The organism is Achromobacter sp., from assembly GCF_057314935.1.
The window spans coordinates 117,769-129,603 of sequence record NZ_DBHKZA010000004.1 but is presented as its reverse complement, the minus strand read 5'-3'; the positions used below and the strand labels follow the sequence as shown (position 1 = coordinate 129,603).

General features: G+C 62.4%; 12 protein-coding genes. All 12 read left to right on the top strand.

Annotated features, from left to right (window positions below; genetic code table 11):
* The first annotated feature begins 454 nt into the window (after nucleotides 1-454).
* The 12 genes from ACO6D5_RS02795 (at nucleotide 455) to ACO6D5_RS02740 (ending at nucleotide 11,835) form a co-directional block, all read left to right on the top strand.
* Nucleotides 455-730, top strand: a complete 276-nt coding sequence (locus ACO6D5_RS02795; protein WP_152383469.1) for a hypothetical protein — start codon at nucleotides 455-457, stop codon at nucleotides 728-730.
* Nucleotides 714-1,040, top strand: a complete 327-nt coding sequence (locus tag ACO6D5_RS02790; protein WP_152383468.1) for a hypothetical protein — start codon at nucleotides 714-716, stop codon at nucleotides 1,038-1,040. Before ACO6D5_RS02795 ends, ACO6D5_RS02790 begins: the two co-directional genes overlap by 17 nt.
* A gap of 340 nt (nucleotides 1,041-1,380) precedes the next feature.
* Nucleotides 1,381-1,794: a TcpQ domain-containing protein gene (locus tag ACO6D5_RS02785; protein WP_253856180.1), complete on the top strand. Its 414-nt coding sequence runs from the start codon at nucleotides 1,381-1,383 to the stop codon at nucleotides 1,792-1,794.
* A gap of 24 nt (nucleotides 1,795-1,818) precedes the next feature.
* A complete protein-coding gene (locus ACO6D5_RS02780) occupies nucleotides 1,819-3,507 on the top strand; it encodes a type II secretion system protein GspD (protein ID WP_338617962.1) in 1,689 nt (562 codons plus the stop codon).
* 1 nt (nucleotide 3,508) lies between these two features.
* On the top strand, nucleotides 3,509-4,870 hold the full coding sequence (locus tag ACO6D5_RS02775) for a type IV pilus inner membrane component PilO (RefSeq protein ID WP_152383465.1): 1,362 nt from the start codon (nucleotides 3,509-3,511) through the stop codon (nucleotides 4,868-4,870).
* Nucleotides 4,854-5,378 carry a hypothetical protein gene (locus tag ACO6D5_RS02770; RefSeq protein WP_253856173.1) on the top strand — a complete coding sequence of 175 codons (525 nt, stop codon included), beginning with the start codon at nucleotides 4,854-4,856 and terminating at the stop codon, nucleotides 5,376-5,378. The genes ACO6D5_RS02775 and ACO6D5_RS02770 overlap by 17 nt, the downstream gene beginning before the upstream one ends.
* A complete protein-coding gene (locus ACO6D5_RS02765) occupies nucleotides 5,375-7,168 on the top strand; it encodes an ATPase, T2SS/T4P/T4SS family (RefSeq protein WP_175157419.1) in 1,794 nt (597 codons plus the stop codon). The genes ACO6D5_RS02770 and ACO6D5_RS02765 overlap by 4 nt, the downstream gene beginning before the upstream one ends.
* The gene (locus tag ACO6D5_RS02760) at nucleotides 7,165-8,262 is read left to right on the top strand and encodes a hypothetical protein (protein ID WP_152383462.1); all 1,098 of its coding nucleotides are present in this window, start codon (nucleotides 7,165-7,167) and stop codon (nucleotides 8,260-8,262) included. The genes ACO6D5_RS02765 and ACO6D5_RS02760 overlap by 4 nt, the downstream gene beginning before the upstream one ends.
* Before the next feature lie 56 nt (nucleotides 8,263-8,318).
* Nucleotides 8,319-8,945: a type 4 pilus major pilin gene (locus tag ACO6D5_RS02755; RefSeq protein ID WP_152383461.1), complete on the top strand. Its 627-nt coding sequence runs from the start codon at nucleotides 8,319-8,321 to the stop codon at nucleotides 8,943-8,945.
* 67 nt (nucleotides 8,946-9,012) lie between these two features.
* Complete coding sequence (locus ACO6D5_RS02750) at nucleotides 9,013-10,290, top strand: prepilin-type N-terminal cleavage/methylation domain-containing protein (protein WP_485824532.1); 1,278 nt, start codon at nucleotides 9,013-9,015, stop codon at nucleotides 10,288-10,290.
* A gap of 23 nt (nucleotides 10,291-10,313) precedes the next feature.
* Nucleotides 10,314-11,207, top strand: a complete 894-nt coding sequence (locus ACO6D5_RS02745; protein WP_152383459.1) for a hypothetical protein — start codon at nucleotides 10,314-10,316, stop codon at nucleotides 11,205-11,207.
* 16 nt (nucleotides 11,208-11,223) lie between these two features.
* A complete protein-coding gene (locus ACO6D5_RS02740) occupies nucleotides 11,224-11,835 on the top strand; it encodes a TrbM/KikA/MpfK family conjugal transfer protein (RefSeq protein WP_227741356.1) in 612 nt (203 codons plus the stop codon).

Below are 11,835 nucleotides of genomic sequence, written 5' to 3'. Positions count from 1 at the left end.
CCTACAGACGAAAAAAAAGCACCGCGATCGCTCGCAGGTGCTTGATTCTCTTACCGCCTTCGTGAAAAAGCGGGGGTGGTGGGCTGAGCGAGACTCGAACTCGCGACCAACGGATTAAAAGTCCGCCGATCTGCAAATCCCTGCAAGTCAGAATGTCTTTTCAATCAAAGACTTGCAACGATAGCCCCCCTTTAGCCACTGGACATTCAATCAGTGATTCGCAGGGTTTTGCGGTCTTTTTTAATGATTGCGGTCAAGATTTGGTCAAGGCCCGCTGCCGCGCGAACCTAGCAGGACTTTCACCTCTCTGGCGCGCCGACACATGCGCCAGCAGCCCTAGCCGCTCCTTCGCGGCACATCCCCAGTCACGCTGGATAGTCAGCTAAACCCGCAGCCCGCGTATGTCGCCCACGGCGGCAGGCCGAGGTGCGCACGTCATTCGCAGAGGATCTATATGGTTCAGTCGTCCGCGGCCTACCCATCCGGCGCCGCATTTGAATTTCCATCCACGGCGCGCGACGCACGCCAAGCAGCTCGCACTTGGTTCGAAACGGCTCCGGAGATGACTCCGGCTCAGTACCGCGACCAGCAATTTATCGAGCATTGCAAAGGCAAAGCCGATTCGCCCCTCGAACGCAGAATCCGGCGGGACGCCTTCAAGCAGGCATTTGCTGAGGCCATGGGCCACATCGTGGTGGAGGAGGCGAGGCTTCATGCGCTCCCTGCTTGAGCGCCCGATCACATTCCGGCTATCCGATGACGCCCGCCGGCGGTACGCGCAAGCAGCTGCGGATCGCGGCATGACGCTTTCCGCGTACCTGCGGGATCGGCTCGAAGTCGACGACCAGGTCGCCGAACATGTTTCGCAGCTGCGCCTCACGCTGCTGGATAACGCCCCGAGCGGACAGTCCGACGGTTCGCTGCTCCCCATCCTCCTCGAACTGTTGCTGCTCACCAGGCGACAGAGCTCCCCGGCCGAGCTGCGCGCCGTTCACCATGAACTTGAACGGCAGGGCGTGACGCCCCAGACCTTCAAGTAACTCTTTAGGATCCCCAATGCAAGCACCCCTCTTGGCGGCCGTCGTCTCGGCGGCCTGCCTTCTTTCGGCCTGCGGATTTGTCCCGCCCGCCCCTCCGACACCTCCGGACTCCGGACGCATCCTCATCAACCATGCTGATCCGCGCACCGTTCTACCGGGTAAATCGCCGACCGCCCTGGCTTCGGCAGACATTCCCCCCATCCCCGTGCCGGAAGCGCCGCCCAAGCTCGAAAGCACTGCACCAGCTGCCAGCGCGCCTAAGCCAGCCGCGACTGAGGCAACGCCTGGTGCCAGCGCCTCTGCGTCGGCGCCGCCGCCGGTAGCAACAAATGAAGCCTCCGTGCCTACCAACGACGTGAACGAAAGTCCGCAACAAGTCACTCCGACCGCTGGCGCCGTCGTAACGGTCGAAGTTACTCCTACCGAGCCCGTTGCCGAACCGCAAGTCGTGGAGCCGCCTAAACAGATTTGGCGGGTCAGCCCGCAAGACGGGACCGTCCGCCAAGCGCTTGTGCGCTGGGCAGCTGATGCCCACTGGACCTTCGGACCTGATCAGTGGGAACTGAACGTCGACATTCCGATACAGGCTCCCGCCGAGTTCGAGGCGGACTCGTTCCGAGAAGCCACTCAGGCGCTATCGCAGGCGGTCGCCATGGGTGAATCGCCGATCCGCCCCTGCTTCTATGCCAACCGCGTGCTCCGCATGTTGCCCTTCACCCGCAGCTGCAACCGATCCCCCGCCACGCAATCCTAGCCGTGGCGTTGAACAGGAAATCCAATGATTGCTTACCGCACCGTACCGACGGCGGTCATGCTGGCAACGCTTGCTGGCTGCTCGGCCCTGCAGGCCACCGATCGAGTCGAATCCCGCGCCGCCCTCCGTCAAGCCGACGGCACGATCGCGCTGGACCATTTCAAGCTCAAAGCCGGAGACATCGACCGGGCAAAGGGTCAAGTCGTGCAGCTCCCCTGGATCGCCGGCCGACCGCAGCCCTTGGCTCGCGAAGTCACCCTGCCCCCGGCGCTCCGGGCGAACGTCAATACGACGCTGCTCTTTGAGAACAACTCCGCCGATCTCAAGACGCTGGCCGACCGGATCCAGATCGCCACCGGCATCCTGACGCAGGTCACTGCCGACGCCCTGCTCCCCGCCGAATACTTCTTGCCTCGCCTGGCGGGCGATCTCGGCGCGGTGAACCCGCTTAGCCTGAGCGCCAGCACGGCTGACACGCTCGTCCCGGCTCTAATCCCCGGCGCGGCAGTGGATCGTGTTGCGGGTCCCGCGCTGCCGACGGGCGTAGCGCGCACAAAGATGGCCCCCCTGCCAGCTGGCCAGGCCCCGCTCGCCTCCGTGCTGGACGCCATCGCCCTGCGCCTGGGCGTGTACTGGCGCTACGACGACAAGATCGGTGCGCTGCGCTTTTACCGGACAGAGACCAAGAGCTATGTGGTCCGCACGCCCACTCAGGCGGCCGAGGAAAACCTGCAGCGCGATATCAAGTCGACCAATTCGATGCTTGCAGACAGAACCACCGCGGGTGCGAAAGACGAAGCCCGCGAGCTGGCCGCAGTTGTCAGCAAGGTCACCCAGTTCCTCAGCCGCGCCGGCGTGATCAAAGCGGCGGACGGCGCGTCGAACACGATCGTGGTGACGGACACCAAGGAAGCTCAGGACCGAATCAGCGAATTCCTGGACGCCGAGAATCGGCAGATGACTCGTCGCGTGCGCCTGGTCTTCGAAGAAATCACGGTGCAGAGCGATCGGATCAACCAGGGGAGTGTGGACTGGAGCATCCTGTTCAACAGCCTCGGGCGCCAGAACACCGCGTCAGCAATTGGTGTCGCTCCAATGCTGGACGCGGCCAAGGCCGCTGGCAGCGTAGGAGCCACAGTGGGCAGCGGCCCGTTCGCAGGAACCAACCTTGCACTGTCAGCGCTATCGCAATTGGGTTCGATCATCGACCACAAGAGCATCCCGCTCCTGATGCAAAACCGCCGCCCAGGCAAGTACGACACCCGCCGCTCCTTCGACTACATCAAGGACCTGCAGCAAACGCAAAGCACGTCGGACACCTCAGCCCCCACCGTCACGGTCACGCAAGACAACAAGACGGTCGGCACTTTCCTTACGGTTGTGCCGGACGCGCAGGACGACGGCCAAGTGCTCTTGACCATTGCCTACGACGACACCCGGCTCATCGAGATGAAAAAGGAGCCGGTCGGTGCGCGTGGTGATCAGTCATTTGTCCAGCAGACTGACATCGGTGGCCAGGGACGAGTGCAGCAGGTGATGGTGCGCCCCGGCGAGCAGGTCGTGATCGGCGGCTACCAACAATCGGCCGACACCTCTACCAGGCGGCGCCTGGATGACAAGGCTCCGATGCTCGCCGGCGGCTCCGACGCTTCGCAAGAGAAGCAGATGCTCACGGTCGTGCTGGTCACGGCCATTCCCGAAGAAGGATTCTGACGTGGCACGACGAGAGAAAGCCCCGCGGCGGCTGAGCTATCGGCTCGTCGCCATCCCCGGCACATCGAATCAGCTTGTCTTCGGCGTCCGATGGCAGACGGTCCTCGGAGAGGATCCGCAGAAAGAAGCGCTGCGGCTGGCACGCAAGGTGAAGGCCACGCACTTTGTCCACAGCGATGCCCGCAGCCCTTCCGTCGGACTCCTCATCGCCAAAGGGAAGGAGCGTCGCGCAAAGACGCGCGCCAGCCTATTCTCGGCGGCCTCCGCGTTTGCACAGATGCACCGTCACGGCACCCACATCGTGGCGCTCAACCTGCCCGACAAATCCGTATGGATTGCCGTCGTCGTTGCTGGTGTGGTCCAGGCAGGCGGAGACGCGGTCTTCGCAGATCTGCAGGCGGCACAGCGTGCGCTCGATGAGGCGCTGGCCCGCTACGGCGAGGCGCAGGTGCACGGGGACCACCGCACGCAGTCGCGGCCTTTCTCCTTGCAACAGCTTGCCGCGCACACCAACCAGCAGTCGACCCTGCGCCGAGCGGGCTTCAGTCTCGCGATGGTCTCGCCCTTCTGGTGGACCATCCTGGGGCTATTTCTGGTGTACGAGGCCTGGGACATCGGCATGAGCTACTGGGAGGAGCGGCAAGCACGAATTGCACAGGAGATGCTGGCCGCGCAGCCCGAAGTTGACCCAGCAACGCTGTGGAAAAAGGCAATCGCTGCGTGGGCAAAGACCGCGCGAACACTTGGCGAGCCGGGGCTCACTCCGCTGCTGCAACAAGTGGAGTCCGTGCCGACCGCGCCCGGTCGGTGGAAGCTCGTCGAGGTTGACTGCCAACCCAAGGTTCGCAGCTGCGTAGCGAAGTACGAGCGCACGCGACTTGCGGATAATCGCACCCTGCACGCGGCCTTACCTCCCACCTGGAAGATTGAGCATGTCGATCTGGAGAGCGCGAACGCCTCCTGGACCGTCCCTGCGGGGCTGGCGGCTCAGCCGTTGCTGCTGGCGGAACTCCCCGACGCAAACGCGATGCGGCAGGTTTGGGAGCCATCCTGGCAGGCACTGCGCCCAGCGCTGCAGGACATTTCTCTGTCTGCGCCAGGACAAGTGCCGATCTCGGTACCGAACATCAAGCTTGCCAACGGGTTGGAACAACCCGTGATCCGGCCCAAGGAGATCAAGCTTCCGGCAACGCGCGCGCTCGTCATCAACGCGCCGCTGCGCTCCCTGTACGGCTTGGCGCTTCCGCGCGCCACCGAAGTCACGCAGTTGCACGTGCGCTTTTCGCCAGATACCACACCAGGGCTCACGACGAGCGCCTTCGACACAACGCTCAAAGGAACCATCTATGTTGAATCGCCCTGAACGCAGACAGCGACAACGATTCGTCGCAATAGTCGTCTGCGCAGCAGCTGCAATTGCCGTGCCGCTATCGGTGGCGGCGCAGATTCCCGTCTTTGGCGTCGATGCCGTCAATCTAAGCCAGCCAGTTCCTCGGATGGTGCAAGAACTGTTGGAGCTCGATGCCCAACGCGCACTCGATGAGGAAAAGCGCAAGGCGCAGCCCGGAATAGGCGAAAGCGCGCACCTTGCCGCTTCTGGCCCGCCTGCCGCGCAGGCCGCCAAACCCGATCCAAACGCAACGCCAGTTGTTGCCCCGCCTCGGCTTCTCGCCATCACAGGTGTCGGCAAGCAGCTGACGGTGATGGTCGACCAGGCGGGCCGTCGGGCGCATTTTCGCAGCGGCCACGCCGAGCCGGTTGCCGGCGTCGACCTCGGACTGCGCCTGCAGGCCGTTTCGCAACCCTGCGCCAGCTTCGTTGACCAGTCTCAGGACGCAGTCACCTATTGCCTTAATCGGGGAACACCATGATTTCAAGCTTCCTTCAGTGGGTGCGGCGGCTCAAGCGAACGTTGCATGTCAGCCTGCGCGAACAAGAGGAAATGCCGGTGCTGGATATGCATGCATCGATGCCTGCAGTGCCCACCGGTGACGACTACCCGCACCTCGATTCGTTCGAAGACATTACGCAAATGCAGCCGGCGTTCAGGACGCTCAAGGTCGATTGGTGCGGCTCGACATCGGCGGTCACCGCATGCGTCGCCGAGCTCGAGGGACCGCGCTATGTCGTGTTCGTCAAACCGCGCGAAGTCGACACGGACATCTTTCGCGCCGTCAAACAGCGCGCCATCGACGCCGCCAAAGGCCCGGTCCACATATATACGATCAACCCGGTCATTCTGCTGACCCTTGTCAGAGAGCGGATGCAGGCCGAAGACGTGATGCAGCGAAGCTCCCGGATCCGTGGCCAAAAGGAGAAGTCGGCGGTTCGCCAGGGGTTCTACGACATTGTGTCCTGGGCGGTTCGCAACGATGCGAGCGATCTGCATCTGAACATCGACACTACGGCCGCGAAATCGCGCATCAGCGCCACCATCGACGGCCAGTACACCACGCCTGAACATCTGGCGATGCCCACGCAGCAGCTCCTCGACATGGCCAGCGTTGCATGGCTGGATGTCAGCGGCGGGAACGGCCTATTCCTTGACATGGCCAACGAGCAACAGGGCCGGCTGTACGAGGTGGTGGACGAGCGCAGCTACATGCTTCGCTGGGGTTCATTCATTGCGGACAAGGGGCCGTCCATCACACTGCGCCTGCTGGACGTGGACTCCAAGGTGCAAACGGTGGACATGTCAGCCCTTGGATACCTCCCCTCGCAGATCGCCCAGTTCGAGCGGGCGATGCGCAGCATGGGCGGCGCCATCGTCATGGGCGGTATCCCCGGCTCCGGGAAAACGGTGAGCATCGCCCAACTCATCGTGCGCTTGCCGAAGACCCGCAAGCGGATGTCGATCGAGGATCCGGTGGAACTCATCATGGAGGCAGTGCTCCAAGCCAGCGTTTCGCGCTCATTGGATGGCTCCGACCGCGACACGATGAAATCGAAGCTCATGGCGCTCAAGCGGGCAGCCGCCAGTGACGTCTTTCTCGGTGAGATTCGCGATGTGCTCACGGGCGCGGCATTTCAGGACATCGTGCTCTCGGGCAGCAACCTTTATTGCACGACGCACGTGGGAGGTGCGCTTGCCATTCCGCAGCGGTTTGCCTCCAGCGAAATCGGAATACCGCGCAGCACGCTGGGAACCCCTGGCGTGTTGAAGCTGCTGGTTCACCAGGCCCTGATGCCAAAGTTGTGCAGCTGCGCCCTTCCCGCCGTGGCACTCCTTGACGGCGCCCAGGATCGGATGGGAATCAATCGAGATCGCGATACATGGCAACGGTACTTGGCGGACATCGAAGCCCTATACGACTTCGGCAGCGATCCGCTCAAGATCCGTAACCCGGACGGGTGCGAACACTGCCGCAAGAAGGGGATCCCTGAACTCTTCGGGTACGCAAGTCGTACTGCAGTAGCAGAACTTTTCGAGCCCTCTAGTGATCCCGATGCACTTCGAGCCATCGCAAACGGGGACGAGATCCGCCTGAGAGCGATCTTCGCCAGCCAGCGCACCGCCCGTTACGACGACCCTGATATGGAAGGAAAGTCGACCATGGAATGCGCCGTCTACAAGATGAGCCAGGGAATGATCGACCCCCGGGACATTGAGCCTCACTTCACGGCGTACGCAACACTTCTGCGCCAAAGGAAAAAGGGATGAAGATTCCCTTCTACTTCACGCGGGTGGGCCAGGCCGCCAGCAAGTTCGCGCGTGCCCGTGCGGACTGGTACGAATACTTGGCGGACATGACGGAGGACACTCAGGGGCGCCGGACGTTCCTCAGCATTCTTGAGGCAGACGCCCAGCGCTATGGCAAAAGCGCCCGTGGCGTCCTGTCGGCTTACTGGGCGCACCGAATTGTGGAGACGGGCGAGCTTGGCAGGACGCTTCACCGGACGCTCCCACCGCGAGAGGTAGCGGAATTCGTTTCGCTGCAAACCCAAGGGCAAGCAGTCTTCGCAGGAGGGCTGCGCGACATGGCCGCCGTCGTGCGCGTGACGGCCAAGCTTAGGTCAATCCTCGTCGGAACGTTGGCGGTGGCTGCCCTAATGCTGCTGCTGGTCTGGGCCATGGTGATGATCGCGGTCCCCTACCTCACCGCGCCCATGCTGCAGGACGCCATGCCCGACATACGGTTTGAGCTGCTTAGTCCGTCGACCCAGGCGTTCTTCGACATGGCGCAGTGGATTCGGGACAAAGGTATTCGGCTGTGGTTGGTATCGAGTGCCCTCGGCGTTGGTGTCTATCTCTCGTTTCCCTATATGGACAACGCGCTACGCCGGTGGCTCGACAAGTGGGGACCGTATCGGCTTTACCGGGACGTTCAAGCGATTGCGGTCGTGAGCACGGCGGCAACCGCCGTCAAGCCTCGCGCCGGCAAGGTCATGCAGATCCGTCAAGCGATAGAGCTGCAGTTACCCGGGGCATCCCGCTGGCTTAGCCGTCGGCTTCAGGCCATTCAGAACCGACTCGACGACGCAAAAAAGGGCGCGGAGATTTTTGACGTTGGCCTGCTGGATCGAGAGATCTACTGGTATCTCGAAGACCTCACGAACACGCTTGGCCTGGACGCGGGCTTGCAGATGACCCGCGCACGCATGGAGACCACCATTCTCAAGCGCGTTGAAGACCGCGCAAAGGTGCTGCGATGGGCGGCGCTCATTTGCGCCGTCCTCTTCATGGCAGGCCTCTTCTTTTGGCATCAAAGCGTGATCATGGACATGCGCAACGCCTTGATGATCGACGCAATGTAGCAACTCGCCGCCACGAAAGCTCGTGGTGAAAACTCATTCGAACAATCGGAATTCAGATGCAACAGCACAACATCGCAACCCAGCGTGCAATCCAACGCGCCAAATCTGCGGACCTTCGCCGTCAGGGCGGTTGGACGCTGGCCGAGGTGGGCGTGGTCATCACTATCGTCATCATCCTCGCTATCGTGGGATTCCCCTCGGTAAAGGGCTTCTTTGTTCAAGGTCGTGTCCCTGCGGCGGCTGGTGAACTGCAGCGGTTCATGTCCACTGCACGAATCATGAGCGAAGGTGACTCGGCCACGCCTTACTCGGCGATCGACAACGCGCAGAACCTGGCGCCGTCGCTGAGGGACTCAACCGTTTTCAAGGTGACCGGGAACACGGTTGCACACCGCCTCGGCGGTACCGGCGTGGGCTCGAACGGGACGATCACTATCGCCCCGGCCGCGCTGGGTGGCGGCGCGGTAGGAAGCGCGTTCTCCCTGACGCTGACGAACGTCAACCATCGCGCCTGCCCTGTCCTCGCCTCCACCTTGAACGGCATTTCCGAGATGATCAGCGTGAACGGCACGGTCGCAAAAACCTTGGGTGCCAACAGCGAGTCGGGGACGTTCAACGCCGTCACCGCCCAAAACCTCTGCGTCAATGGCGACAACAACACCTTCGTCTTCGCCACGCGCTGATTCCCTGGGACTGCGTGTGGGACGTGCCACCGGCACGCCCCGACGGGCTCTCAACGGAGGCGAACCAATGCAATTATTTCAATCACCGCTGCCCTCCCGCGCGCGCACACAGGCAGGCTTTACTCTCGTCGAGGTCACGGTCGCCCTACTGCTCGTCATGTTGCTGGCTGTATTCGCGGCGAAGGAAGTCAGACGCAAAGCAGACGAAGGCGCCGCTGAAGCGACCGGCCGTTACCTGATGCAAATCCGGGGCGCGGTGGTCGATCTGCAGTTAAAGCACGAGGCCTGGCTGCGCGGCGAAGACCTCACCGGACTGCCCGCAGGCTCGTATCCCACGCCTCCAGCTCTAGCCTGGGCCAGCGTGGGAGGTGCGCAAGTGGCGCGGGGCGGGCTCTCCGATCTCACGGCGCTAGGGCTGCTGCCGGCGACCATCCCGCGATACCCGAGCTTGGGAGACGTAGCGCGGTTCATTCTGGTCCGACAGGGTGCCTGCCCAGGCGCTGATTGCCGTACCAGCGCCTTCGTCTACGCCTGCCATCCCATCAACGCAGCGCGCAGCCTCCGACAGAATGCCGGATGCACACCGCCTGCCGCCAACCGTAGCGTTTTCGACCAAGCCCTCCTGAGCAAGGTGGTTCTGGCCGCTGACGGCTACGGTGGCCACGACGCGCGCGGGTCCGCAAATGTACGGGGGCCGCTGATGGACATTCCGCGTGCCTGGTTTGACTTCGGCACAGAGCCAGGGCATGCAGTCATCGCTGCAAGCCTGGACGCCACACCCTTCGGCCAGTTCGTGCGGCATGGTGAAACCCGCCCCGTCACTCTGCATAACACCTTGACAGTGGGAGAGACGATCCAGAGCAACAAAGGCTTGCTGCTCAAAACGTCGGTCGCCCCAGGCGCCGCATGCACGATCGAAGGTCTTTACGCTTCAACGGCCAATAAGATGCTCGCGGTTTGCACGGGCGGGGTGTGGTTTACGCCCTTCGGTCACGTGGTTACTGGGGTGTACAGCAACCTGCCGACCGATGCAGCAGTTCCGGCGCTCACCTGCCCAGCAGGTCAGACGCCGTGGAGGTATGCGTCGATCCAATCCCTAGACGTCACTGTCACGGGGACTGACGTTAACGTTGGCGGTTCGGTCGGAGGGACCATTCAAGGATCAGGTTCGGTCAATGCCGCAGGCTCCGTAACCGTGAACGGCACGTTCGCGGGAAGCTTCCAAAACTCTGGCTCCAGCTATGTTCGGGTGGGCCAGGCCGTGGCAATGAGTGGCGACCGCGTAGTTATCTCTCCGGCAGGCGCAAACGCACGCGCCGCCGTCATCCAGGGCTGCAGGAACTAGGCAGTCCCCCACGTGCGTCCACTATGGACGCACTCATCACCTTTGAGGCAAGCATGAATTTCCACACTCTCAAGTGCTGGGGCCGGCGTGCGCTCGCCCTGACTGCGTTGCTGGTGTCCACCCACGCCGCGGCTGCGGCGGACCCGAATGGCAAGCAGGCCGACGTCCAGCTCAAGACGGACCTTACGCTCATGAACGTCCAGGTCACCCAAGGCGCGCCGCTTCCTCCTGGCGGCTGCTTCTCAGGCTATGCCTGGCACACAACTTACGGTGGTTGCCGCCTGGCTCAGTCCCAGTCCGAATCTGCCACTTGCCCCGCGGGCTATACCGGCAGCCGAACTCGGTACCGAACGGCTTACATCTTGCAGGCCAATCACGCCGACGTCGCCTACGAGGGCTGGGGGCCCTGGCAAGACGCATGTGTGGCGGCGCGCCTTCCTGGGGTAGTCGACGCCCTAATAGCGGGGGTCAACGGCGGCCAAAGTGGATGGTCGGACAATCACTCAACCATCGTTACGCCGAACCTTCAGCGCGCCATGTTGGTGTACTACGGCACCCGCTACGGGGTCACGATTCATCGACCCTCGGCCACTTTGAACTGCTTGTTCGCGTCGGGCACCACCGCCGGTAGCGGCAACTCTAACGATCCCATCTGGTACGGCAAGCTGGCGGAACCCGGCGAGTCGGTCGAAGTTAGGGGTGAAAGCGGCTTTTTCGGATACTGCAAACTGTCCAACAGCAATCGTACCGCCGAGCTGTACGGAAGCTGCGACGGCCACACGGGCGGCGATGGAAGCCACTGCATTCCAGCCACTCGTGTAGTCAACATCACGTCCGTGAGCGGTTGCATCGTGACTACCGAGACGCGTGAAGGCCGCAACATCGTCGACGTCGGTAGCTACGACATCTGCCACTAATCTGAGGACCCCAACCATGCAGATCCTGCGGCGCCTGATGGCGCTTATCATTGCTTCGATTCTCCCGGCACTGTCATCTCCGGCGTGGGCGCAAAGCCCCGGTCAATTCGATTATCTGACCGGCGACAAGAAATTGGCCTGCGAAGCGCTCATTTGCCTTTCCAGCGGAGTACGGCCGGGGCAGTGCGACCCGGCCCTCTCGCACTTCTACGGCATCAAGAAGAAAAAGCTGTCCGACACGCTGGATGCTCGCCATGACTTTTTGAAGCTGTGCCCGTCCTCCAACCAAACCAAGGAAATGGCATCACTCGCAGATGCGCTCGCCCATGGCGCAGGGCGATGCGACGCAGGCTCCCTAAACGCGGGCCTCGGCGCCTGGCGAGGGACCAGCGACGACGGATACCCCATCATCAGCAACAAACGACCGGGCTACTGCAACGCCTATGTCTCGCACGAGTACACGTCATTTGATGACGATCTGCCTCGCTACGTTGGAACGCCCGAAGAGCGCGGCTACTGGGTTGAGGCGAAGGACTATGACCGCGAACTCGCCAAGTACGAAAAGGAACTCGCCGAGCGCAAGCAGCACGAGGAGTGGTTACACGGCTCTGGAAGCGGGGGGAATTAG